Source organism: Planococcus sp. MB-3u-03 (genome assembly GCF_002833405.1).
In the GTDB taxonomy this organism is placed as follows: Bacteria; Bacillota; Bacilli; order Bacillales_A; family Planococcaceae; genus Planococcus.
In genome coordinates this window covers 755,153-778,402 of record NZ_CP025135.1, presented here as the reverse complement: position 1 = coordinate 778,402, position 23,250 = coordinate 755,153, and the positions used below count along the sequence as shown (strand labels likewise).

Genomic DNA, 23,250 nt, shown 5'->3' with positions numbered 1-23,250 from the left:
CAGACAGCCTATTGCTGCTCGGCTGTTTGGTTCTTTCTACGGAATAAGAGCAATGATCCTGCCCCGGCAATTCCAGCGCCGAACAGCATCATGAGAGGACCGTTCGAAGCGGTATCCGGCAAAGCTGCACCTTCCTCATCCTCTTCTACAGCTTCTTCCTGATCACCAGAAGCTTCGTCATTAGATCCGGCAGCTTCTTGGCTCGCTACATAATCATCGTATTCTGACTGGCTGACTTCACAAGCGAGTCCGTCATTATCACGGTCGAGGTCGTGCGGGTCGTTTTCTGCACTATACCCGTTTGTGTACCAAAATTCCATGACTTCTTCGTGGCTTGAGAAATCATCACAGTTCTTGTCGTCGTGTTCATCGGCAGCTACGTTTAAAGAAGCCCCATCACTAAAAGTGAACCCATAAAATTCCAGCAATTCCTTTTTCATATTATTCTCCTTCCATTTCCTTTATTTTCTTTCTATACAAATAATAGTCTGAATTAACAAATAACTCAACATCATTTTCGATATTTTTGTCATAATCCTCATAAAGACATCAAAAGTCCTGTCTTTCATTAATTACTTCCAAATTTTCATTTACACAGTCAAAAGCCCTCCAAGCAATCCGGAAGGCTTTTGCTCTTTACTGTTTTTAAAATCAACTTGAAATCGTGCTCCCATTGAATACCGTCTGCTGATTTTCCCAGGAACTTTCGATAAGGTTTCCCGCTCTATTCACTGTGCCGCTGAAACGCTGATGGAAATCGAGCCGTGAGAAATCGGGCTCGTTCCGCCATAACTTCCAAATATCTTCTTGAAAACTCATCTCGTATAACCGCGTCACGCCGCGTGAATCAAAATAATGCTGCACGTATTGTCCTTTCGCATCGTCCCAATCGTAGATGATCATGCTGCTCGGGAATTCAGCCTTGTCGATTTTCGTGCGCTGAATGACATAACGCTCGTCCAGCCACTCGAAGCTTGTCTCCCCGGCAATCGGTGTTGGCTGAAGCTCTGGATGAAACACTTCGATTGCCCAAGTGCCGATGAAGAAATCCAGGCAGTCCATCATTTCTTTTCGACTCGACGACTTCATATTTTATTACCTCAATTTAGCTAATAAATGTTAATTAATTATCAATAGGTATAAATAATAGGTTTCAAGAAAGAATTTAGAGATGTGACTTCACTATTAGAAATTCATCCTTTACGCTACAGGGAATTAGATTAGATTTTGAGAGGAGTTTTAACACGAATAATTTTGAAAATTTTACTTCTAATTTGAATCTATTTCTAACCTTATACGTATTAGAAATTTAGATAATTATCTGGAGGAGTCTATTGATAAGAGAAATTTATGAGTTTCGTTATAATAAAATTTAGAACAAAAAGAGGTTACCATATCATAGGGAAAAATGGAGTTTATTTTTCACTGTTATCGGATTAATGATTGCAGATACTATCGCTTTCATGATAAATGCTCGCTTAGTATATCATTGGTTTATTACTATTATCTATTGGACTTTTTAGTAATAAAAAGATAGATTCATTAATGCTATCCCATGAAATTGAAGCCAGACCGAAAGAAAAGGAGTCTATGTTTGAATTTCTTACGAAAGAAAGAAATATCAATCACTCTTCTCAAATTAAAAATTAGCAATACAAATGGAATTAGCAGGGAGTAAATCAAGAAAGTCATTTAATCTAATTCCTTTTCTCAATTTGGTACTCCCCGTTGTAATTCTCTTATCAACTTTTATTTATCAAGACTATGAAGGAGACTTAACATTAATAGTTGCTTTGTTTAGTATGTTCTTTGTACTAAGTTTTGGACTTCACGTTTTTAAATGCTTTTGCTGAAATTTTTATTAATACAAAGGCTGACAGGCAACTCTACTTGGCAAGTTTACTAAACGAAGTATATTTAGATCGGTTAATTTTGAAAATAAAATAAAAGCAACAACTCGTACAAAATTACACTTTTATTTATAATACACTGACTCAATTTTAGAACACTATAACTTTACATCTAGCCTTAATAAAACATAGCTAGATGTATTTTTATGACTTTTAAAAAGTTCTTCACCTTAGATAATTAAAAGATGTGCCGATTTATTTACTTCATCTAAACTTTTATTCCCCAACTACTTTTAAAGATTCAAATCACCGAAGAAATTCTACCTATTTGTACTGATAATTTAATAGCGCTCGCAGTATTACTGTCACCTTCATAAAGGCTAATATTTCGCTAGCCGAAAATCTTATTACATAGTGAGTCCTCAATCTTATATTTTCTTTATTAAACTATCACTATAAAGTTTCTAATGTATCGCTTTTCAATATTTATTTATTGATAATCGATAAATTTTCTGTTAAATTCAGTATAACAACCATTAACGGAGGGTTCCCATGAGAGCTAAACATGCCGCGACGCTGTTTTGAAAGGGTTCTGCTGCTGATGACCTTCGGTGTGATGGCGCTATATGTATTCGGATTGCCGGGCATGGCCGAAAGGGATGCGGCGCTGCATCCGGAAACGGCATATCTTCAATACCCGTTTTTGATATCGGCTTATATCTTCTTTGCCCCAATCCTGGTCACGTTCTATCAAACCTTCAAACTGCTCGGTTACATTGACCGCGGTGAAGCCTTTTCGGATTCGGCACTTAAGGCGCTGACTATCATCAAGTATTGCGCCCTTGCGATTATCCTCTTCATTGTACTCGGCGAACTGGCTACGATCTTGTTCATCGATGATGACATCACGCTCGGAGTCATTGGCACACTCGCTTCTGCGGTCGTGGCGGTTTTTGCCGATTTGCTGCGAAGATTGCTGAAAGATGCAATTGCAATGAAGTCGAGCAACAATTTAATCGTATGACCGTCATTCGAATAGCCCGTTCATTTCTATAGCCCCTCTTTCCGACATATGCCATACTGGTATCAACAATGGATAGGGGGAATTCAAATGGCAGAATTGAATGCAATGATGGGCTGGACCTTCCTGCAGGAAATTGATGTACCGGACTCGGTCAAGGACTTGCTGGTGGACAGCGAACAAGCGAAAGTCGCTTATAAAACGGTGCGCGATACCGCTGTCGTCACAAACAAGCGCATCATCATTTCCGACAAGCAAGGCTTGACCGGTAAAAAAGTCGAAGTCTACACCATTCCCTTCGCATCAATCAATATGTACTCGACCGAAAACGCCGGTACCTTTGATGCCAACGCGGAAATCCAGCTTTGGACAAGAGCCGGAAACTTTAAGCTGAATTTGAATAAGAAAGTCGATATCCGCAAGCTGGATAAGATTATTGCGGAAGCGATTCTGTAACTTTCTACTGGGCTATACCTAAACGTCTCATGGATGGATAGGTATAGCTTTTTTATCCTTTGCAATTCGTAAAGCGATTCCATTCTTCAACTGCGACTTAATCCATACTTTCACAATTCTTTACACTGTGTTTACCGCAGCTTAGCAGCCGTTTGAGATACTGGTGTTACTAAAGGCAGAAGGAGTTGTTGAACAGAATGAAAATTGCAGTGATTGGAGATTTGCATTTTCCTTCGGTAAAAGAGAGCTATGCTTTTATCCGAGAAGATCGGCAGTCATTTTTTGAGTCCTTCATGGAACAGTTTTTCTCGATCCCGGCAGACTTGTATGTCTCTATTGGTGATTTGACGAATTTTGGCTCAGCTGACGAATTGGAAGATATATATGGCATGATTCGCCAGCACCAAAAACCATTTGTGCATGTGCTTGGCAACCATGACGTTTATGCCATGAACCGAAAAAATGTCCTCCATATCACACAGCAAGAGCGTTTTCATACCATTTCAACAGAACATGCAACATTGGCATTTCTAGATACCGCCCAAGAACAAAATTATGAAGACTGGGGCGGCACTTTGGATCTTGTTCAACAGCAATGGCTTGAAAATGTAGTCCATGAATCCGGCGACCTCCCACTGATTGTCTTCGGCCACCATCCTGTACATGGAACAACCAAAAACTCCGAACAAGAAAAACGTTGCATTGCGCCAGACATCCCGATGTGGGAATTGCTGAAACCGAAGCAACGTGCTGGACTGTACGTAAATGGGCACAATCATTACAATTCCATCGCAGCAAGAGAACAGTGGACATTCCTCCAAATAGCCGCTGTTTTGGACGAACAGGCTGTCCGAATCATTGACGTATCCGAGTCATTAATTGCCATCGATTATATTCCTTTAATGGATCCAAAATTAAAAACGGCAGCACACATGATCGGTACAGCCATCGATCACTTTCAACTGAAGCCCCACCCTCTTGGCACCCAGGCCGATGTGAAATACGCGATTCCGCTTTCGGCTTCATCGCCGATTGCTACTGGACTGGATTTACACGACATACACAAAATCAAGACGAGATAATCTCTGCCAAGTTAAAAAGAAATTGAAGAAAAAGGATGGCGCCAATTTCCCATTGGATTGGTGCCATCTTTTTTATTGGACATGGAAATCTATGAATCGATCTGAATGCCTTAATCTTTTTCTTGTTTCGACAAAATTGTCTTTTTAATATGATATTAAATAACTAAATTGTTTAAATAATCACAAAACTAAATGATTATACTTTATACTTATGCAAGGCGGCCTTTAGCTTTCCTCTCGCCTATTGAACGAAAAGCCTATTAATTCTTGGCTCGGCACATAGAAAACTGTGTGAATGGCATAACAAGAACTATTAATACTTCTCAAGCCGCCCTTCCAGTTATACATAGTGAATTACTTTTTTACTTATGTTGCAAAAAATAATTTACACAAAAGGAGTGTTTCAATGATTAAGCGATCCACGAAAATGCTTGCCCTGTTGACCATGTCCCCCTTTCTCTTGATGGCGTGTTCCGGTGGTGATTCCGGAAGCGAAGAATCGACCGAACAAGATACGCTTATTTTTGCGCGCGGCGGCGATGCCGTCTCGCTCGATCCTTCCGAAGTGACGGATAATGAATCCGAAAACGTCGCACAAAGCGTACTCGAAACATTGACGACTTTCGCGGAAGGCGAGACGACCGTTGAACCGATGCTTGCGACCGAATGGCAGGAATCAGACGATGGGCTGACCCATACCTTCACGCTCCGTGAAGGCGTGAAGTTCCACGACGGCACCGATTTTGATGCAGACGCTGTCGCCTTTAACTTCGACCGCTGGATGAACGGCAGCGGGGACCAATTCCCGATGTACGGTACAGTGTTCGGCGGCTATACAGGCGATGAAGCCCATAATATCGAATCCGTCACGGCGGTTGATGAATTCATGGTCGAAATTCAATTAAAGCGTCCGCAACCAACATTATTGAAAGACTTGGCGCTGACGCCGCTGTCGATTTCAAGCCCCGCAGCCATCGAAGAATTCGGGGATGACTATAGAAGCAATCCGGTCGGCACAGGCCCATTCGTTTTCCAGGAATGGCAGCCGAACGAACGGATCGCCCTGGAGAAAAACGACGACTATTGGATCGACGGGCTTCCGAAGCTCGAAGAAGTTATTTTCCGCACGATTCCGGACAATTCTTCCCGACTCAATGCCTTGCTGAGCGGCGAAGTGGATTTGGTTGCTGGTTTGGATTCCGAGTCCCATGAACAGATTGAAGAAGAAGCTGGGCTCGAGCTTTACTCCCGTCCCCCTCTCAACCTTGGCTACCTCGGCATGACATTGACCCACGAACCCTTCGACGACCCACTCGTTCGCCAGGCACTCAGTCATGCGGTGAATAAAGAGGCGATGGTCGAAGCATTCTTCGGCGAAGGGGCAATCCCTGCGAAAAACGTCATTCCACCTACTGTTGAAGGCTATAACGATGATATCGAACCGTACGCTTACGATCCGGAACGGGCGAAAGAATTGCTGGCTGAAGCTGGGCTCCCCGACGGATTCAGCATGGAACTGTACGCGATGCCGGTATCGCGCCCGTATATGCCAGACGGCGCCAAGGTCGCTGAATATCTCCAGTCCAATTTTGCCGATATCGGCGTCGATGCAGAAATTGTCACGTTTGAATGGGCAACTTATATCGAAAAAGCGATCAATGGCGAAGCGGATACGTTCCTGCTCGGCTGGACCGGCATGAATGGCGATGCCGACAATTTTATCTATACGCTTTTGCACGGTGACAATGTCGGTTCGACCAACTCGACGCAATACGATAATCCTGAGCTCAACGCATTATTGGATCAGGCGCGGATCATCACCGATCAGGAAGAGCGCAATGAATTATACCGCGAAGCGCAAGTCATCCTGCATGACGATCCGCCGATCATCCCGCTTGTCCATACGTCACCGTCGCTTGCAGGCAAAGACAATATCACCGGCTTTGACCCTCACCCGACAGGACGCGTCATGACCTCAGAAATCGATTTTGAATAATCAAGAGATCTTAAAACCTCTGTGAAACCGATATTCCACAAAACAACTACGCTTTCCTGCGGGCGAGCGCCAAGCCTCCTCAGTCGCTTCGCTTCTTGCGGGGTCTCAGCTGTCTCGCTTTCCCGCGGGAGTCTCCGTTGTTTTGCTCCATATCTTTTCATTACTAATAAAATTGTAATTCCATAGAAGTAATTTCACATAGTTGGTTCTCATTTTTATAATGAATGGGAGCTAGCTTTTTTGTGTTTATGGACAGAGATTTGAGTAAAGAAAAAATAATTTTCAATTAATTCTACTCAGTACCTTGCATTGAACAATACTAGATGATATATTGTTCATTAATCACTACTGTTTATAAAACACTAGCTGTGAAAGGAGGAAACCCCATTGAACATCCAGTTTAAAAAAGGCGTGTTGAATTTATGTGTCCTGGTGCTGTTGGATAAACAAGACCGCTACGGCTATGAACTCGTTCAGAAAATCTCGAGCCGCATCGCCATCTCGGAAGGCGCCGTCTATCCCCTGCTCCGGCGGCTCACCAAGGAAGGCTATTTCACCACTTATTTGCAGGAATCAAGCGAAGGCCCGCCGCGGAAATATTACTCGCTCACTGAACTCGGCCGGGCGTATTTGCAGGAGCAGCTCGAAGAATGGGAAAGTTTCACTGTTGGGGTCAACCAACTAATTGAAGAGGGTGTGCAAAATGACTGAAAACCAATTTTTGCAAGAACTTGAAACAGCGTTGAAACGATTGCCGAAAGAAGAACAAAATGACATTCTTCAGGACATCAAAGAGTATTTTTCAAATGGCCAGACGGATGGCAAAACGGATAGCGAAATCGCTGCTGAACTCGGCTCGCCGCAGGAAATCGCCGACGAACTGATCGAGTCCTTTGATTTCAACCAAAATGACATCAGCGCGGCAGCGAATGAACTGACAGAAGACAAATTCGATCAAGTCGACATCCAGATTGATAACGGCATGCTTACCATCGGCCCTTCGGAAGACGGCAAGATGTATGCAGACATTACCGATAAAAGTTATCGCCAGCAGCTGAATGTCGATATCCTCAACCGGACGCTCGTCATCACCTTGAAAGAAGAGCCGAGAAAATGGGGCATCTTCAGCTTTACCGGCAGCATGAAATCACCGAAGCTCAACGTCCGCTTGCCGAAGAAACTGTATGACAAAATCCAAATCGATTCCGACCACGGCATGATCACTGGCGAGCGCCTCGACAGCCGCCACTTATCCATCGAAACGGATAACGGCCGCATCGAACTCACGCAAATGAATGCGGACCAAGCAAGCGTCAAATCGGACAACGGCGATATCGAATTGGCACAGGTACAGGCGAAGAAACTGAAAGTCGGCACGGACAACGGACAGCTCCAGCTGCGGAACATCCAGGCCGACGAACTCCATGCGTCGACGGACAATGGCGCCATCGATTTGAGAGACATCGAGGGCAATGTGCGCGCCAAAACCGACAACGGGCACATCCATTTGTCGACTGTGGACCTCGACCGCACAATCAGCCTCGAAACCGACAACGGTGCCATCTCGGTCGAAACCCAGGCGCAACCAAAAAACGCGACGATTCGCGCGAATGTCGACTGGGGAACGGTTTCCGTATTCGGCGTAAAAAACCGCCACAGCGTGTTCGGCAGCGGCGAGCATGCGGTGGATTTGCAGTCGGATAATGGCAGCATTACGGTTGAACTTGTATAGAAAAAAGCTATCCATGAACGCTTAAGGGTTCATGGATAGCTTTTTAAATTACAGAAATTTCATCCATATCGCTTTGCTTCATTCACGATTTGATGCGTGTAAAAAACAAATAGCCAATTACCGCAAGCAAGCGGTTTTTGTCATCTTTACCAATATCCTCGGATAATTCCACAATATCATTTTGCATGTCCCTGAAAAGATGCGTGTACTCGTGTGGGAACATTCCGTTATAGAAATAAGCCCAGCGCCGCTCCTGCTGGTCATTCCAGCTGAAACTGCCCGAAAAACCCGATGCCTGAATCGGCAGAATGAGCTCTTGTCTTTCATTGTATAATTTGCCTTTGATATTGACGAATGCCTTTAATTCTTCTTGTATGTATGTGCCGAGCATATTGTTTTCCACACTGAAAATCTCGAGCTTGGACTGTTTAAACCATCCTGTTTTACGGAAGCTCAATTGGATTTTGCCGTCATCATCGAGAAATTGATAGGTCATCGGAAACCATGTCAAAAGTGAAGCGTCCCTCAACAGCATCGGATACATCCACCATTTAATATTAGCCATCTCCACACTGCCGATAAATCCACCACTTTTTTCAAACAATAAAAGCCTCGGAACAAAGGTGGCATCTTTTTTGATGACCAGCTCTTTCAGCTCCAGCAGCTGCTTGTCGGAATGCGGTATTTCAATGTCTTTTACTTTAAGGTAATGCGAGCGGCTGATGACAATAATCGAGATGCTCAATCCGAATGGCAGCAAAAAGAATAGCAGATCCCACCACTCCCGGTTGCTATCGGGCGTCTGAAAGATCAGCCAGCCGCCTGCTACTAGCAACGTAACCGTCAAAAAGACATAAGCAAGCTTTTCCCTTTTTTTGTACATTTCTGCAAGCATGATGGTCCTCCTTAAATCGGCTGTTTTCAAATGAAGCTTTTTTAAGATCCTCATTATCCATTCAATCGGCCGTAACTTTACCATATTATCCCTTAAAAGGTCAACTTGCCTATATCAGTGAAACTTCAATGCCATTTATACGTATAGAATACTATCTTATGAAAATGGTGGTGCACTTTATATGAATGGTCAATCTGTCGTTCTGCAGCATTCCCTCTCCCCTCATGCAGTCAAATATTGGCGCATGGAAGAACTGATTTCCAACATCATCGCGTTTATCGTCCTTGCAGTGCTGTTTTATTTAGATTTTCGCTTTGAATGGTACAGCTGGATTTTCTGGGTGCTAGTAGCGCTAACCGTCTTTTTCGTCATCGGTTTGGTGTGGTCGTTCCTCAGCCCGCCGCTCACCTTTAAAAGCTGGCGCTATGATTTAGACGAAGAGTTTTTGCATTTGCAATTCGGCATCTGGAGCCGCACCGAGCAATTGGTGCCGATGACCAAAATCCAGGCCGTTTCGCTGACCCAGGGGCCGTTGATGCGCAAATACAAACTCGCTTCCCTGTCCGTTGAAACGATGGGCTCGAGCCATGCCATCCCGGCACTGCCGAAAGAAACGGCTGGCGAACTGCGTGAGCGCATCGCCCAGTTCGCCAAAATCAAGGAAGTGGAACAATGACCGACAATCGGCGCCATCATCCAGCACTCGTTCTGTTTAAAGTCGGCAAATTGATCCGCAACTCCATCTTCATCATCTTGATTTTATTCGTCCTTCAAGCCGACAATGATGGACCGCTCCTCGTCTACGGCCGCTATGCGTTTTTGCTGTTTTTCGTATGGTCTATCGTGTCCGCCATTTTGAATTGGCTTACGTCCACTTATGCACTCGACGACCAACGCTTTTATTTAAGGCGCGGCATTTTCAGCAAAACCGACCAGTCGATCCCGTTTTCCAAAGTTCAGAACATCAACCGCCACACGTCTTTTTTCCACCGTGTGCTCGGGCTGACCTCGATCCGTTTTGAAACCGGCATCGCCGGGGAAGATGCCACCGTGAACTTCGAAGTCGCGACGAAAAAAGAAGCGGCGCGCTTGGAATCCGCAGTCCAGGAACATAAGGAAATGCTCGAAGTGGAACCGGACACGGCGACTGTCGCCGAAGATGGCTCCAAAACTGAATATGTGCCATCCCCGCGAAAACAGCCGGAACAGCGCGTCATCCATTTTCAGCCAACGCGGCGCGATTTACTGAAAGCATCGATGACCTCGTTCAGTTTTTTGTTGCTTATCCCGCTGATTGCTTCGCTTTAGTATAATGTGTCCGAATTTATCTCTCTTGAAGAGCGATTGGACGGCATCGCTGCCAGCCTGCTAGGTTCACCTTGGATCATAGCTAGTGCTGTAGCAATGATAATTGCGGCTTCGTTCACGTTTGGCATTATCCATACGTTTATCAAATATGGTAAATACGAAATTTCTTCGGATAGCGAGCGCGTCTACATCAAAAAAGGCGTTGTGTCGGAAGCGTCATTTTCGATCGCTAAAGAGCGCGTGCAAGCCGTGGAAATTACACAATCCTTCTCCAAGCGGGTTCTTGGGCTTGCAGAAGTGAAATTGATCAGCGCCGGCAGCCTGGCCATGGGCGCGGAAGACTTGAACATCAGCTCGCTTTATCCTTTTTTGCCGAAACAAAAAGCCTATGCACTCGTTGCCGACCTGCTGCCTGGCTATCAAATCCAAGAAGACATGCAGCGTTTGCCGCGCCGTGCGCTATGGTTACGCATGCTCAAGCCGAGCTGGTTATGGCTATTTGCCACAGCCGCGCTGTTTTACTTCAAACCGAACTTCCTTGGCATCGTTGAGACTTGGTGGACCGCCTCCATCCTGTTGCTGATAGTCATATTTGCATCCCGTATTTTGGACTTTTTGCATACCCGCTATTTACTGAACGATGAATTGATCCAGTTGAAAGACGGCGGCTTCACTTCCACTTTATTCGTCACCAAGCGCGAAAAGATTGTCGAAGTCGAAATCAAACAAAACCGCATCCAGCGCGCATTCGGTCTGTCTTCACTCAAGACGGTCACACGCGCCCGGCCTATCCACACCTCCCATCTCGAAGATGTGCCGGATGCTCTGAGCGGCACTTTCCGCCTGTGGTACCGCGGTCGGATCAGGGAAGTGAAACTGGATGCCTCCAACTAAAAAGCCTTGTTGCCCATATGCGGGCAACAAGGCTTTTTTTCGTTCTCTCAGCGGACATCCCGCTAGAGCAGGCGATGTTGAGCCACAGCACTGACCGGCTGTATCCATTTCCCTGTATTCGAAAACCGGAATCGCCTGCATTGTTGATAAAAACCCCAACCTAACCAAAAGCTCACGATCATTTTCTGTCATTTGAATCTACTGGAATTCAGCAGATAGAAAAAAGACAAGAGATGAAGTTCACCTCTTGCCCTGCTATTTAAAGAATCGTATAAAGAACCGTGTTCGCCAAAGTAATGAGCGTCATCAAGATGGTATTCAAGAATGCCCCAACATAGACGTTGCCGGTTTTTCTGAAGAAATAGCGGTTGTAAATGGCCGCCACCAGCAAAATCGGAACAAGCCCGATAACAATGATCGACGATAAGGATTCGGCAGGGTAGCCGCCAGTCCCTGTCAGGAACAGCAACCCATAATGGTAAGCAAGATACAGAATCAATCCGCCGATAAAGTGAAGGATGGAAATTCCGTAGCCTTTCCAGCCATCATATATGCTGCTTGCCGTATTAACGTTCACGGACAGCCCGACAATGAAATAATAGATGAAGAACAACGGGGCATAACGCAGAAGCGCCCAAACATGCTGATCTTCAAAAGTTTTCACTGCCAAGGTCCATAGGCGGAAGTCGACTTTGAACAGTGCGTCGACCAAGTACAGCAGGCCATAACCGATCACTACAGCCACAATCGCCGTAGCTAAAGCGGCAACAATCGTTTTGGCATTCGCCTTCAAGCCGTAACTCGCAAAGTTTGCGCCTTCCGCTTTTTTCGCCACGAAATGGTAGCCGACCAAAATCATCAAAGTTACTATGGCCACGTTGATCGCCCAAAAGACGACCGGATTGACCGTCGCCGCGCCGAACCATTCCGTCGTCGCAAAAAAGCGTTCCTGTTGTCGCAAATAAATATACTGCACAATGCCGATCCCGAGGATAAGGCCCGATCCTGTTTTGATAGATTTGTCGCCATTTTTCACAAAGCTGAAGATGAAAATCAATGCCGCCAATCCGATCGTAATCATGCTGATCTGGCGAAGCAAAGTCATTCCTGTAGCATCTCCGCTATAAAGTGCTGTAAAGAACAAGGCTGGATAAAGCGCACCGACGATCAGCAAAATATAGCCGGCAAGCTTGGCGCCTGGTGTTTTCGGTGCTGACAGGGCTGCCGGCCGTTCGGTGTAGACCCAGTTGAAAAATGGCAATTTCGTCAACAAATTGATGACCGGAATGAACAATAAGAAAAAGCCGATCAACGCTACAAACGAGAACCATTCTTTCCACATCCACGTTTGGCCGTCGTCGCCGATCGCCACCAAATCTCCGTATTCCGCAAAGGCAGCATCGTAAAAATCGATGGCGTGTGCTGTCGATTGCTGAGAGAAATGATTCCACGGATGTGTTTCGTTCGGCTGGTAAATGATGCGCTGAGCACCATCGACTTCATAAAACTCACCCGCCTGCGCAGATTCCAAGCCGCCGAGGAAGCCCAAGCCTTCTGCTGTGCTGACATAATCTTTTTTCACGACGGGCTGTCCGGCAGCCGACGCTTCTGCATCAAAGAAAAATTCATCGTAGACGCCCGCAATTTTCCCGGACATGCGCGGGCCGTAGGAAGCATTGATTTCTTCATCCGTGTAGCCCAAAGTTTTCAGCCATTGATAATCCGATCCCATCGTCAAGGAGCTGTGGATTTTGCGGATGCCTGAATCCTGGAAATCAACTTCGTCGAGCATGACGGCGTGCGTAGATGAAAACCCGCCCATCGAATGGCCCGAAACGGCAATGATGCCGTTGCCTTCCGCATCTTTCAACACGTAATCCTGATCATACATATATTGAACGGCATCATACATCGCTTGAGGCCAGAACGAGAAAAACGGGACCGGCTTCTCCATTGTGCCTGTCGAGTGACCGTGGTCGTATTGATCGAGAGCCAATACCACATAGCCGCGCTTGGACATCTCAATAGCCTGGGCATCCTGCATTTCCCCCGAGTTCAAATATCCGTGGGTTGCGACCAATGTCGGTCTTGCTTCACTGTCCGCTCCGTCCGGCTTGTACAGCAGCCCAGACAATTCACCCCGTTCAGTTTCAAAATAAATCCTTGAGACATCCACTTCCCCGCTCGAGCTATTGAATTGCGCAGCAACTGCGCTGCCAATGAACACTAATAATAAAGCAACAATCAAAAATACAAGTGATTTTTTAAACTTCTTCATACTAATCTCCTTTTTTATGTAATGATAGCCGTGGCACCGCCTAAAAGCCCATTCCCAATTATCCGTCCCCCTTCATGCACTGTTATTTGCGACGAAAAAAGACACATTAAATATCTTTGGTCCACGCCCCAAAGTAAATAATGTGTCTCCTAATCTCCTCACAAGATATTAACTTATACCTAGTATATTTGGTAATGAAAGCGCTGTCAAATAAATATTACAAATTGTTCTAATTAATAAGGATAATATGCTCCATTCATATAGCTCGCTGCCCTCAAAGTTTGAAGAGCTCCCTTACGAAAATCTCGTGGCGACTATTCAAGCCAGTTCATAAATGAAACCTTCTCTCCCCTCAACCGTACTCCTATATTAAGAGGTGATGAATCGTGAAGAAAAAAAATTTTTTGGCATTCGTTTTGTTCATTTTCCTGCTGCTCGTCCCGGTACAGGCGTTTGCAGTTGATTTCGATATTACGGAAGTGCAAATCGAAGCCCAGTTGAATGAAGACGGTACGGCAGATGTCACGGAACAATTCACGTACGAATTCGAAGATGGGTTTAATGGCATCACGAGAAGCTTGATTCCAAAAGAAGGAACGTCGATCGAGGAATTTACCGCGAGTGACAGCCGCCGGGAGCTGGAAGTGGAAGTCGAAAACGGCCTCTACAAAATCTACCGCTCAGGCAATGACGGCGATACGATCCAAGTCGAGCTGAACTACCGGATCGTCGGGGCTGTCGAAAAGTTTGAAGACGGCGCCGAGTTTTACTGGCCGTTCTTTGATGCAAGCAACGAAAGCGAATACGGCGATATGACGATTACGGTCATCCCGCCTGCTTCAGCAACTGAAACTGAAGCGCTCGGATACGGCGAGGCGTTTGATACAGCAAGCATTACAGAAGATGGCACCGCTATTTTCGATTTAGGCAATGTGCCAGCCGAAGAAAATGCGGATATCCGAGCAATTTTTGAATCCGAATTGTTCCCTGGCGTCACGGCGCAAGACGGCACGGTGCGCGATGAGCTCGCAGATGATCGCGAAGAACTCGAAAACGAGGCAGCAGCATTCGCCCGCAACCAGCAAATCGCGAAATCGGCCGGAATTCCCGCCATCGCGATACTTGGCGCGCCCTCATCGGGCTCGTACTATTTGCTTGGCTGAAAGCGTCGAGACGTAAACGGGATGTCCAAAATGGTCCTTATGAATTTTTCGTACCTGAAGACTCGATGAGCATTCCCGCGCTGCTTCATTTTACGAATCCCACGTATGTAGCAGCAAACGGCATGTCAGCGGCGATTTTGATTTGATGAGAAAAGGCAAGATTCGCCAAATCTCGGAAGACCATTTCGCACTAGCCGACCGAAACACTGACCATCCACACGAGGCGGTGCTGATCGGGCTATTGTTCGATACGATCGGAGATGGCCAGGAGTTCACGCTGGAACAAGTTGAGATCTATACGAAAAATGAAAGCAATCACGAAGATTACAACGCAGCGACTGCTGAATGGAATAAAGAAGTGAGAGCCGAAGTGTTAGCGCACGACTTTTACGAAAAACACAGCGGCCTGCGCTGGGCGGTCGGCATCATGAGCGCGGTCTTCATCGGACTAGCCATCGTTTCAGGCATTTACGGGCTCTTGCCTTGGATGGCCGTCTCTATTGCGCTTGCGATGCTCGCTCTCGGATTTGCGATCGGCTATTCGCCGATCACGCGTGAAGGCCATCGCGTGCGCTACGAATGGCGCAGCATGAAAACCGCTATGGAACAATTGCCGAGCGAGCAATGGGAGCGGCTGACGATGGACGAAAAGCAGCGCGCTTATGCGTACTTGCTCGGCAGCGACCAGAAAACGGCCGAGCGAAAAGCGAATGCCTTCACAGCCGCTGAGCCGGCAAATGATGTCTCTGGCTTCGCGATGAACCCGATCCTTATGACGGCCGTATTCGTTTCGGCCAGCACCACGGCGAGTTCGAGCGCCAGCGCAAGCGGCGGCGGAATGGCCGGAACTGGAGGCGGAGTCGGCGGCGGTGGCGGCGGCTCCGGCGCGTTTTAAAATGATACCTAAAATAAAAGGAGGATGGCAGCTGCCATCCTCCTTTTTTATTATTCTCTTCCTGAGATATAAGCCCATTTATAGCTGAAGTCGCCCGTGAACGGATGCGTGATGACATCATGCACATACGGTTTTTGGAGCGCCATGCTGCCGAACTGATACATATTGGCAATGGCCGCATCTTCTTCGACGAGGATTTTCTCCACTTCGGCTAAGGCTTGCCAGCGCTCTTGCGGCTTCAAGGCAAGTTCGCCGTTCGCTTGTTCCAGCAGCGCATCCACTTGTTCATTGGAATACGCCATCGTGTTTTGAGGTGATTCTGTCGCAAACAAATCAAGGAATGTAATCGGGTCCTGGAAATCCGGGCCCCAGCCTGTGCTTTGGATATCGTAATCCTGCGCTTCGTTTTTATCGAGCAGGACGTTGAACGGCACTTGGCTCATTTCGAGCGTCAAGCCTTCCAGATTGCCTTCCATCTGGTCTTTCATATAGGCATCGATTTTTTTCGAAAGTTCCGTATCGCCGCTTAAGTACTCCAAGCTCACTTCCGTCAGCCCTTCTTCCTCTAAGCCTTCTGCCCATAAGGCTTTCGATTCCTCAGCATTGAATTCCATCATATCCCCGTTGACCTGGCGGAAATCTTCATTATTCGCATCAAATGTGAATTCCGTCGGGACCAAGAAATCTGCCGGGATCGATCCGTTTGCGAGAACGATATCTGCCAAATCCTGTTTATTGAATGACAGCGCCAAAGCTTTGCGCAATTTCGGGTTCGCAAGCGCTGTCGATTCGCCCTCGCGCTCTTGGTTGAATTGTAAATAATAGACAGACGGCTTGAGTACGCGCACGACTTCTTCATCTTCTGCGTATTGCATAGCAAACTCGCCAGCCAAGCCGGCACGGTCTGCTTCGCCTGTTTCGTATAAATTAACCCCTGTCCCTGGATCCGGGACGATATTAAATTCGACTTTATCCAATTTCACCGTTTCCGCATCCCAATATTCGGGGTTTTTCTCCAGCTCCCACGATGCTGCAGTTGCATCCCAGTTCGCTAATACGAACGGACCGTTCGACAATAGCTTGTCTGAATCCATAGCGTATTGATCTCCGTGTTCAGTGACGTACGCTTCCTTCTGTGGATAAAACGTACCGAATGCCATCAAGGACAGGAAATAAGGAATCGGGCGTTCGAGTGATACGACCAGCGTTTGGTCGTCTTGCGCGGTAATGCCGAGTTCCGATTTATCCAGTTCGCCTTGTGCAATCGCCGCAGCATTCTTAATCGTGCCCGCCATCATATATGGCCCGTAAGTAGAGCCTGTTTCTGGGTCCGCTGCCCGCTGCCACGCGAACACAAAATCATGCGCCGTCACAGGCGAGCCGTCAGACCATTTCGCATCGCGCAGCTTGAATGTATAGGTCAGGCCGTCTTCGCTGATTTCAGGCTCGCCGGATGCCATCGCTGGAATGGCCGCGTTCTGCTGATCCAGCCGGTAAAGGCCTTCACCGGCATTGTTCAACATGGTGAACGATACCGCATCGTCCGCCATCACGGAATCCATGGTCGGAACCCCAGATCCTGTCGTCAAGCGCAATTCCTGGACACTGTCCAATTCGCTTTGTGCTGCAGTACTTTCTGTGTCCGTCGCGCTTTCCTGATCCCCGCCGCACGCTGCCAATAGTGCAGCCAAACTGGCCGTGACCGCCAAAGCCCAAGCTTTATTTCGTTTAATCATGATGAATCCTCCTAAGTCTATCGCTCTAGTGCATTCCTCCCTTATTATATACAAATAATAATTTTCTTTAAAATATAAAAATTTGAATTTAATCGAGTGGATATTATCACTTATTTATTTTATACAGAACAACAGGCTCTCCGCTTAAGGAAAGCCTGTTGTTCGTTAAAATTATTTCCGGTAATTCAATTGTTTGGACACGATGCGCATGAATTCTTCGAAATTTGCGGAATAGCGGTTCCAATGATGGTACCATTTGCGGATCGTGTCGAGCAGCCAGAATGGCACGGGTTTGCCGTCGATGATCGGGTAATATTCGTGATATGCTTTTTTCAAGTGCTCCCAGCGGAAATCGTTGCCCGGCTTGATGTACTCGGACACGTCGAGCAATTTCGCGCGCCCGTCCTGCAAGATGATGTTTTTTAAATGAATGTCCCGCGGGTTCAAGCCGATTTCGCGGATATAGTCGCGCGCTTTTTCCACATCTACGATTGCCTGTTTGGGCACATAAACGCCTTGCAGCAAGCAATCGAATAAAGTCGGGCCTTGCTCGAATTTCAACACGAGCATGCGTTCATCTCTTCCGTAACAAGTCGAGAAATAAGCAGATTGTCCGATTTGTTCGTACACCTTCGCTTCAGCTTCGAGTTTATCTTTTTTGCCTTCTGCGTACACTTTAAATGCATATTCCGGGAAGTTCTCAGACTGGAACACGGCGGCGTCTGTCCCGACGCCGATGCAGCGGAATCCTTCGGCAATGCCAGTGATTACGACTGGTTCATTATCGGGCTGTGCTGTCACCGTTATAGTGGATAATGCTTGCGCTGTTAGTTGCCATTGGTCTTCATTCATGGCCATCTCTCCTCTGGTCAGTAAAGCTTTCTTCCATTAAAATAACGAACCGCCATTGCTCACGGTTCGTTATTATCATAGCATCTGTTTCACAATTAATCCGTTTACGCACCCGGCTTCATTTCCTGGCGGTTGACCCATTCGCGCACGGTTTCAACATAAGCTTCCGGTTCTTCGACTGGCGGCATATGCGAGCTGTTTTCGAATACGTGAAATTCCGCATCCGGGACGAGGCTCGCATAATGTTCTGTCGCTTCAGGTGTCGCTTCATCGTACCGGCCGCAAGTAAACAAAGCCGGAATATCGATTTCATGCAGGCGCTCCGTCGCATCGAAATGTTTCAAGGTGCCGGTGACCCTGAATTCCGAAGCTCCCCACATATAATTATAGACATTCGGGTTCAGCTGATCGAGATCATCCGACAGCTCGTCTGGCCAAGGATCGACGCGGCACATATGGGTTTTGTAATACTGCATCATCGCTTGTTGGTAGGCGACTGAATCGGTCGTCCCTTGGCTTTCGCTCTCCTCTATTGTCTTTTGCACTTGTTCGGGGTATTGCTTTAAATAAGCGCGCTGGTCCCGCTCCCAGCGCTGACCATCGAGCGCAGGCCCCAAGAATAGGACACTGCGCACGCCTTGAGGTTTTGTAAATAAATAAGACGCGGCGAGCATCGTCCCCCAGGAATGGCCGAGCAAATGGACTTCTTCCAGCTCAAGCGCTCGGATCACTTGCCCGAGCTCTTCAACGTAGCGGTCCACTGTCCAAAGAGAAGTATCTTCCGGCCGCTCCGATTTTCCACAGCCGAGCTGGTCGTATTGGATGACCGGACGCTCTGTCCCTAATTGCCGCAATGGGTCGCTGTCACTGCTTTTCATTCCCGGCCCGCCGTGCAAAAGTAATAGCGGAATACCGGGGCCTTTGCCGGTAATCCGGTACCACACCTTGCCCCCAGTCACGGGAATGAATCCTTCTTTAACATGTTCCATTTTTTCACCCCTTTCTCATCTAAGTATCTATTTGTTTAACTTTTATATGATGTATAAAACTATTCTTTTTCCCCTTGTATTCATATCAACTTCCGATTCTCAACGCATGGCTTTATTCTGCAGCACCGACAGAATGCTCAAGGCCGCGAGTAAACTGGTTTTCGGGTTCGCTGCCATCGGGTTGTTCTCAACTTGCAGCTGCATCTTGCCAAAATCCCCTTGTGCCTCGATCGTATGCGTATTGCGCTCAATCTTCGGGTCGACGATGATGCGTACTTTCGTTTCGTGCACTCCGATGCCTGCAATGGCGAGCACGAGCGCGACGTTGATGTTCTTCGGAAATTCGCCCACCGCATCAAACGCCGTCCCGTCAAACAGCACTTGTTCACGGTCCGTCTCCATCCCGAGTGACATCGGAGATTTTCGGGTCGTAAGCCGGACAGATTTCAATCCGCCCAACGCCCTTGCCGATTGCAAGACGTCCAAACCGCCGATTGCACCGGACGGCAGATAGATCTTTGTGCCGTTCGTTTCCGCAAGTTTCGTCAGTTCATCCAGGAACTCGAAGTCTTTGAATACGCCGATGCTGCTGACGATGAGGTCTTTTTCATGTTCAGCCACCTGTTTTAAAACAGCCTCGCCGCATCCACGGTCACAGCTTCCACGACCGTATCGACCGGTGTCGATAGAAATTCGCCTAAATCAGTGTAAAATTCCATGCCAAAGCGTTCTTTAAACGCGTTCCGGCTTCCACGTTGCGGCCAAACACGGCGGTGATCCGCCCATCTGCCATGCGCTTGTCATTCACCTGTTCGAGCAAAAAGGTCGCGATATTGCCGGTTCCTATGATGCCGATGTTCACAGATATCCTCCATCCTTAAAACCGCCTTGCTGTTCTTTACCCGTAAATAAGAGAATACTACCTCCAAAATCGATTGATTCTCACCTATATCGGAACCATCTGCTATTTGGCACGTATTAGCTGTTATCTACTTAAAGGAGGAATCATTCATGTCGAAGTATTCCATCAAGCAATTTGTCCAACAAACCAAACAGGAAGAAAGCGCGATTTTTCGAACTCGAAACGGACCGCCTGCTCGAAGTGAATTTGAACGGCCAAGTGTGGGCCAAGGCGGGCTCGATGATTTCCTATGAAGGCAATATCAAATTCGAGCGCGAAGGCATGCTCGAGCACGGCCTCGGGAAATTCGTCAAAAAGCGCTCAGCGGAGAAGGCGCCCAGTTGATGAAAGCGAACGGCCAAGGCAAGCTTTATGTCGCGGACAGCGGCAAGAAAATCACCATTCTGGACCTCGAAGGCGAAAGCATCTTCATCAACGGCAACGACTTGCTCGCGTTTCAAGACGGGCTCGATTGGGACATCAAATTGATGCGCCGCGTCGCCGGAATGATGGCAGGCGGATTGTTCAATGTCCGCCTGGAAGGCCACGGCCTGGTCGCTTTCACCTCCCATTACGAGCCGCTCACTTTACTCGTCACGCCCGATACGCCGGTGTTCACCGATCCGAACGCGACTGTCGCTTGGTCAGGCAATTTGGAACCTGATTTCGTCACCGATGTACAGTTGAAGAGCTTTTTCGGCAGAGGCAGCGGAGAATCCGTGCAGATGAAATTTTCCGGAAATGGCTTCGTTGTGGTCCAGCCGTTCGAGGAAATTTACCACGCACCACAGGGCTGACGACATATCACCTACAAAATACTGCCCCGCGGCGATTAGGGAAATGCCTAATCGCCGCGGGGCAGTTTATTTTGTGCTAAAAGCTGATGTTCCACTGTTGTTTCAATTGCGAAAGCAAATCCTCTGGAGGATTATAAAGGAAATACGTGATGCCTTCTTGATCCACTTGAATCGTTCCATCTTTATAAAAGTGAATCAAATACATATGATCGTCCATGCGGTCAGCTGCCGGCATATTGTAAAGCATCATCCGGTAGCTGCCAGGCTGCTCGAGCAGATCGGCCCTTTCCTGCAGTTCCGCTTCACTCGCTTGTATCAGCTCTTCTCCATTCAAACGATCGATCAGTTCATCGGCTTTTTCCGGCCCTTCGATGAACGTTTCTTCATAGCCTGCGGTTTTGGCCGAAGTATAGGTGCTTGAAACGAGTACCCCTTCGTATTCTCCGCGGTGTTCAATAGAGAGAATTTTCGGGCTTTCTTCGACAGTGGCACAGCCAGCTACTAAGGAGAGGATGATTAATAAAAATGCTATTGTTGATAAGTTAGCTGAGGTTCTCATTCTTGCCCTCCAGTTTTTGTCTCTAGTCTATATTATAGCAAATGGCAAATTTGTAAAATTAAAGATAAAGCAATTCATCGCTAAACGCATATTTCGGTAAAAATAACCGTTTCATCCATAACAAAAGGTTCCGGCCAGCAGACCGGAACCTTTTGTCATTCTCTATTTCTATTTTCATTTTTTCGGTAATACAGCTTTTGGGGAAACGAGGCCTTTGTCGACGAGTTCGTCCCAGAAAGCAGACGGGATGTCAGCTGTCAGTGCGGCTAAGTCTTCCTTGATGCGGTCTGGCCGCGTCGAACCGGTGACGACAGCTTTGACTGCTGGATGGGCCGTTGAAAATTGCAGCGCAGCATCTTTCAAATGCACGCCGTGATTTTTGGCGACGTCGTTAAAGCGTGCCACCCGCTCTTTGATTTCCGGTGTGATTTCCGTGTAATCGAAATGATCACCGCCGAGCAAGGCTCCTGAGTTGAACGCCGAGCCGATGACAAGGCCGCCCTCTGTTTTCTCGGCAAGCGGCATCATGCGCTCCAGTGCGCGTTCGTGCTGCAACAGCGTATATTGCGTTGCGGACAAGCTCAAATCAGGATGCGCTTCTTCCAGTTCAAGCGCGACTTCTATCGGTGTCGTCGTATTGACGCCGAGTCCCCATGCTTTGATGACGCCTTCGTCTCTTAGACGGTCAAGCACTTTGAAGGCGCCTGTTCGAGCTTCATCGAACTTCGTGACCCATTCATCGCCGAGAAAGTCCGGTGAGATATCGTGCACATAAACCATATCCAAACGGTCCGTCTTCAGGCGTTTCAAGCTGTCTTCGATCGAACGCAATGTGCCCGATTCCGTGTAATCGGTCAGGATTTTATTTTTGCGGCCGAATTCGAATAGGCCTTCTTTTTCTTCTTCTTCGTCCAGCACGATGCGGCCGACTTTTGTGCTCAATAAATATTCATCGCGGTTATACGAAGGCAAGATCTCACCGAGCCGCAGTTCCGCAAGCCCAGCCCCGTAAAACGGCGCCGTGTCGAAATAACGGATGCCTTCGTTCCACGCAGATTCGATGGTCGCCATCGCTTCGTCTTCCGGCACGTCCCGGAACATATTGCCGAGCGGCGCTGTGCCAAGTCCTAGTTTATGTTTGATCGTTACATCATTTTTCATTCGTGAACACCTCTTCTTTAGTAGTTAAAACATATACCCAGGTCTACCCGTTGAGGAAGTCGTTAAACGAATGAAACCCCAGTTATCGGCAGGCATGAAAATAGCCCGATTTCTCATTGCAATAATGAAAAATCGGGCTGCCGGCCTTACTCTCTACTATTAGTATAGCTCAAAGAAAAAATAAATGGCAGTCTACTTTTTTGGCAAGGGCTGTCCTATACTCAGGATATCAGACAGAAAATAGGAGGCAACACGATGAATGAATCGACAGAAGTTTTGGACCTCGGCCCTTTCTTCCACGGAACGAAAGCACAACTGACAGTCGGGGATTTGCTGGAATCTCAGAATTCATCCAACTTCCAGGACAAGAAATCCAATTACATCTATTTCACCGCCACACTCGACGCGGCGAAATGGGGCGCGGAACTCGCCGCCACGGATTTGCCCGAACGGATCTACATTGTCGAACCGACAGGCACATTCGAAAACGACCCGAATTTGACCGACAAGCGCTTTCCCGGGAACCCGACACGCTCCTACCGCTCCAAAGAACCATTGAAGATCGTGGCGGAACTCGCTTCCTGGGAACGCCATAGCGACGAGCAGATCAAGCATATGCTCGACTCGCTGAAATCGCTTCGCGAACAAGGCAAAGCAACCATTATTGATTGAACTCTTTTCAAAA

23 protein-coding genes and 1 pseudogene are annotated in these 23,250 nt (G+C 47.3%); 13 read left to right on the top strand and 11 right to left on the bottom strand.

The window, feature by feature from the left end; translation table 11 throughout:
* Positions 1-8: 8 nt before the first annotated feature.
* Positions 9-440: an excalibur calcium-binding domain-containing protein gene (locus CW734_RS05125; protein ID WP_101189714.1), complete on the bottom strand. Its 432-nt coding sequence runs from the start codon at positions 438-440 to the stop codon at positions 9-11.
* Positions 441-651: 211 nt separating this feature from the next.
* Positions 652-1,089, bottom strand: coding sequence for an SH2 domain-containing protein (locus CW734_RS05120; protein ID WP_101189713.1), 438 nt, complete (start codon positions 1,087-1,089; stop codon positions 652-654).
* Positions 1,090-2,451: 1,362 nt separating this feature from the next.
* Between CW734_RS05120 and CW734_RS05115 the strand changes: the two genes are divergently transcribed.
* The 6 genes from CW734_RS05115 to CW734_RS05090 all read left to right on the top strand — a co-directional run bounded on the left by CW734_RS05115 (position 2,452) and on the right by CW734_RS05090 (position 8,137).
* Positions 2,452-2,874, top strand: coding sequence for a DUF2975 domain-containing protein (locus CW734_RS05115; RefSeq protein WP_232787161.1), 423 nt, complete (start codon positions 2,452-2,454; stop codon positions 2,872-2,874).
* Between the two features lie 87 nt (positions 2,875-2,961).
* Positions 2,962-3,327, top strand: a complete 366-nt coding sequence (locus CW734_RS05110; protein WP_101189711.1) for a PH domain-containing protein — start codon at positions 2,962-2,964, stop codon at positions 3,325-3,327.
* Between the two features lie 197 nt (positions 3,328-3,524).
* Positions 3,525-4,409, top strand: a complete 885-nt coding sequence (locus tag CW734_RS05105) for a metallophosphoesterase family protein (RefSeq protein ID WP_101189710.1) — start codon at positions 3,525-3,527, stop codon at positions 4,407-4,409.
* 406 nt (positions 4,410-4,815) lie between these two features.
* On the top strand, positions 4,816-6,405 hold the full coding sequence (locus CW734_RS05100) for an ABC transporter substrate-binding protein (protein ID WP_101189709.1): 1,590 nt from the start codon (positions 4,816-4,818) through the stop codon (positions 6,403-6,405).
* A 387-nt stretch (positions 6,406-6,792) separates the two neighbouring features.
* Positions 6,793-7,116 (top strand): PadR family transcriptional regulator, encoded by a 324-nt coding sequence (locus CW734_RS05095; protein WP_101189708.1) that lies wholly within the window; start codon positions 6,793-6,795, stop codon positions 7,114-7,116.
* Complete coding sequence (locus CW734_RS05090) at positions 7,109-8,137, top strand: DUF4097 family beta strand repeat-containing protein (RefSeq protein ID WP_101189707.1); 1,029 nt, start codon at positions 7,109-7,111, stop codon at positions 8,135-8,137. The genes CW734_RS05095 and CW734_RS05090 overlap by 8 nt, the downstream gene beginning before the upstream one ends.
* Positions 8,138-8,219: 82 nt before the next feature.
* Here CW734_RS05090 and CW734_RS05085 read toward each other — a convergent pair whose 3' ends face one another.
* Positions 8,220-9,032 carry a hypothetical protein gene (locus CW734_RS05085; RefSeq protein WP_101189706.1) on the bottom strand — a complete coding sequence of 271 codons (813 nt, stop codon included), beginning with the start codon at positions 9,030-9,032 and terminating at the stop codon, positions 8,220-8,222.
* Positions 9,033-9,213: 181 nt separating this feature from the next.
* On the opposite strand from CW734_RS05085, the gene CW734_RS05080 reads away from it, so the two are divergent.
* The 3 genes from CW734_RS05080 to CW734_RS05070 all read left to right on the top strand — a co-directional run bounded on the left by CW734_RS05080 (position 9,214) and on the right by CW734_RS05070 (position 11,234).
* Positions 9,214-9,708, top strand: a complete 495-nt coding sequence (locus CW734_RS05080) for a PH domain-containing protein (RefSeq protein ID WP_101189705.1) — start codon at positions 9,214-9,216, stop codon at positions 9,706-9,708.
* Positions 9,705-10,340: a PH domain-containing protein gene (locus tag CW734_RS05075; RefSeq protein WP_101189704.1), complete on the top strand. Its 636-nt coding sequence runs from the start codon at positions 9,705-9,707 to the stop codon at positions 10,338-10,340. Before CW734_RS05080 ends, CW734_RS05075 begins: the two co-directional genes overlap by 4 nt.
* A gap of 96 nt (positions 10,341-10,436) precedes the next feature.
* A complete protein-coding gene (locus CW734_RS05070) occupies positions 10,437-11,234 on the top strand; it encodes a PH domain-containing protein (protein WP_101189703.1) in 798 nt (265 codons plus the stop codon).
* A 259-nt stretch (positions 11,235-11,493) separates the two neighbouring features.
* Here CW734_RS05070 and CW734_RS05065 read toward each other — a convergent pair whose 3' ends face one another.
* Positions 11,494-13,512: an alpha/beta fold hydrolase gene (locus tag CW734_RS05065; RefSeq protein WP_101189702.1), complete on the bottom strand. Its 2,019-nt coding sequence runs from the start codon at positions 13,510-13,512 to the stop codon at positions 11,494-11,496.
* Between the two features lie 386 nt (positions 13,513-13,898).
* On the opposite strand from CW734_RS05065, the gene CW734_RS05060 reads away from it, so the two are divergent.
* Together CW734_RS05060 and CW734_RS05055 are read left to right on the top strand one after the other, a co-directional pair.
* Positions 13,899-14,675, top strand: a complete 777-nt coding sequence (locus tag CW734_RS05060; protein WP_157824123.1) for a DUF2207 domain-containing protein — start codon at positions 13,899-13,901, stop codon at positions 14,673-14,675.
* 145 nt (positions 14,676-14,820) lie between these two features.
* Positions 14,821-15,570, top strand: a complete 750-nt coding sequence (locus CW734_RS05055) for a DUF2207 family protein (RefSeq protein ID WP_101189700.1) — start codon at positions 14,821-14,823, stop codon at positions 15,568-15,570.
* A gap of 50 nt (positions 15,571-15,620) precedes the next feature.
* On the opposite strand, the gene CW734_RS05050 is transcribed toward CW734_RS05055, so the two are convergent.
* The 5 genes from CW734_RS05050 to CW734_RS18645 form a co-directional block, all read right to left on the bottom strand.
* A complete protein-coding gene (locus CW734_RS05050) occupies positions 15,621-17,306 on the bottom strand; it encodes a peptide ABC transporter substrate-binding protein (protein ID WP_232787160.1) in 1,686 nt (561 codons plus the stop codon).
* Positions 17,307-17,477: 171 nt separating this feature from the next.
* The gene (locus CW734_RS05045) at positions 17,478-18,158 is read right to left on the bottom strand and encodes a protein kinase family protein (protein WP_101189699.1); all 681 of its coding nucleotides are present in this window, start codon (positions 18,156-18,158) and stop codon (positions 17,478-17,480) included.
* A gap of 104 nt (positions 18,159-18,262) precedes the next feature.
* Complete coding sequence (locus CW734_RS05040; protein WP_101189698.1) at positions 18,263-19,147, bottom strand: proline iminopeptidase-family hydrolase; 885 nt, start codon at positions 19,145-19,147, stop codon at positions 18,263-18,265.
* A 99-nt stretch (positions 19,148-19,246) separates the two neighbouring features.
* Positions 19,247-19,768, bottom strand: coding sequence for an aspartate dehydrogenase domain-containing protein (locus tag CW734_RS05035; RefSeq protein ID WP_232787159.1), 522 nt, complete (start codon positions 19,766-19,768; stop codon positions 19,247-19,249).
* A gap of 76 nt (positions 19,769-19,844) precedes the next feature.
* Positions 19,845-20,009 (bottom strand): hypothetical protein, encoded by a 165-nt coding sequence (locus CW734_RS18645; RefSeq protein WP_232787158.1) that lies wholly within the window; start codon positions 20,007-20,009, stop codon positions 19,845-19,847.
* A gap of 149 nt (positions 20,010-20,158) precedes the next feature.
* On the opposite strand from CW734_RS18645, the pseudogene CW734_RS05030 reads away from it, so the two are divergent.
* Positions 20,159-20,845 (top strand): annotated as a pseudogene (locus CW734_RS05030) (AIM24 family protein).
* Between the two features lie 76 nt (positions 20,846-20,921).
* Here the strand turns inward: CW734_RS05030 and CW734_RS05025 are convergent.
* Entirely contained in the window at positions 20,922-21,404 is a 483-nt protein-coding gene (locus CW734_RS05025; RefSeq protein WP_101189697.1) for a hypothetical protein, read from the bottom strand.
* A 174-nt stretch (positions 21,405-21,578) separates the two neighbouring features.
* Positions 21,579-22,565, bottom strand: a complete 987-nt coding sequence (locus tag CW734_RS05020; protein ID WP_101189696.1) for an aldo/keto reductase — start codon at positions 22,563-22,565, stop codon at positions 21,579-21,581.
* A 255-nt stretch (positions 22,566-22,820) separates the two neighbouring features.
* On the opposite strand from CW734_RS05020, the gene arr reads away from it, so the two are divergent.
* Positions 22,821-23,237 (top strand): NAD(+)--rifampin ADP-ribosyltransferase, encoded by a 417-nt coding sequence (arr, locus tag CW734_RS05015; protein WP_101189695.1) that lies wholly within the window; start codon positions 22,821-22,823, stop codon positions 23,235-23,237.
* The last annotated feature ends 13 nt before the right edge of the window (positions 23,238-23,250 follow it).

Excerpts from the sequence above, each read along its gene's own strand:
- CW734_RS05125 (WP_101189714.1), bottom strand. The coding sequence starts at position 440 with ATGAAAAAGGAATTGCTGGAATTTTATGGGTTCACTTTTAGTGATGGG.
- CW734_RS05120 (WP_101189713.1), bottom strand. The coding sequence starts at position 1,089 with ATGAAGTCGTCGAGTCGAAAAGAAATGATGGACTGCCTGGATTTCTTC.
- CW734_RS05115 (WP_232787161.1), top strand. The coding sequence starts at position 2,452 with ATGACCTTCGGTGTGATGGCGCTATATGTATTCGGATTGCCGGGCATG.
- CW734_RS05110 (WP_101189711.1), top strand. The coding sequence starts at position 2,962 with ATGGCAGAATTGAATGCAATGATGGGCTGGACCTTCCTGCAGGAAATT.
- CW734_RS05105 (WP_101189710.1), top strand. The coding sequence starts at position 3,525 with ATGAAAATTGCAGTGATTGGAGATTTGCATTTTCCTTCGGTAAAAGAG.
- CW734_RS05100 (WP_101189709.1), top strand. The coding sequence starts at position 4,816 with ATGATTAAGCGATCCACGAAAATGCTTGCCCTGTTGACCATGTCCCCC.
- CW734_RS05090 (WP_101189707.1), top strand. The coding sequence starts at position 7,109 with ATGACTGAAAACCAATTTTTGCAAGAACTTGAAACAGCGTTGAAACGA.
- CW734_RS05085 (WP_101189706.1), bottom strand. The coding sequence starts at position 9,032 with ATGCTTGCAGAAATGTACAAAAAAAGGGAAAAGCTTGCTTATGTCTTT.
- CW734_RS05080 (WP_101189705.1), top strand. The coding sequence starts at position 9,214 with ATGAATGGTCAATCTGTCGTTCTGCAGCATTCCCTCTCCCCTCATGCA.
- CW734_RS05075 (WP_101189704.1), top strand. The coding sequence starts at position 9,705 with ATGACCGACAATCGGCGCCATCATCCAGCACTCGTTCTGTTTAAAGTC.
- CW734_RS05070 (WP_101189703.1), top strand. The coding sequence starts at position 10,437 with ATGATAATTGCGGCTTCGTTCACGTTTGGCATTATCCATACGTTTATC.
- CW734_RS05065 (WP_101189702.1), bottom strand. The coding sequence starts at position 13,512 with ATGAAGAAGTTTAAAAAATCACTTGTATTTTTGATTGTTGCTTTATTA.
- CW734_RS05055 (WP_101189700.1), top strand. The coding sequence starts at position 14,821 with ATGAGAAAAGGCAAGATTCGCCAAATCTCGGAAGACCATTTCGCACTA.
- CW734_RS05050 (WP_232787160.1), bottom strand. The coding sequence starts at position 17,306 with ATGATTAAACGAAATAAAGCTTGGGCTTTGGCGGTCACGGCCAGTTTG.
- CW734_RS05045 (WP_101189699.1), bottom strand. The coding sequence starts at position 18,158 with ATGAATGAAGACCAATGGCAACTAACAGCGCAAGCATTATCCACTATA.
- CW734_RS05040 (WP_101189698.1), bottom strand. The coding sequence starts at position 19,147 with ATGGAACATGTTAAAGAAGGATTCATTCCCGTGACTGGGGGCAAGGTG.
- CW734_RS05025 (WP_101189697.1), bottom strand. The coding sequence starts at position 21,404 with ATGAGAACCTCAGCTAACTTATCAACAATAGCATTTTTATTAATCATC.
- CW734_RS05020 (WP_101189696.1), bottom strand. The coding sequence starts at position 22,565 with ATGAAAAATGATGTAACGATCAAACATAAACTAGGACTTGGCACAGCG.
- arr (WP_101189695.1), top strand. The coding sequence starts at position 22,821 with ATGAATGAATCGACAGAAGTTTTGGACCTCGGCCCTTTCTTCCACGGA.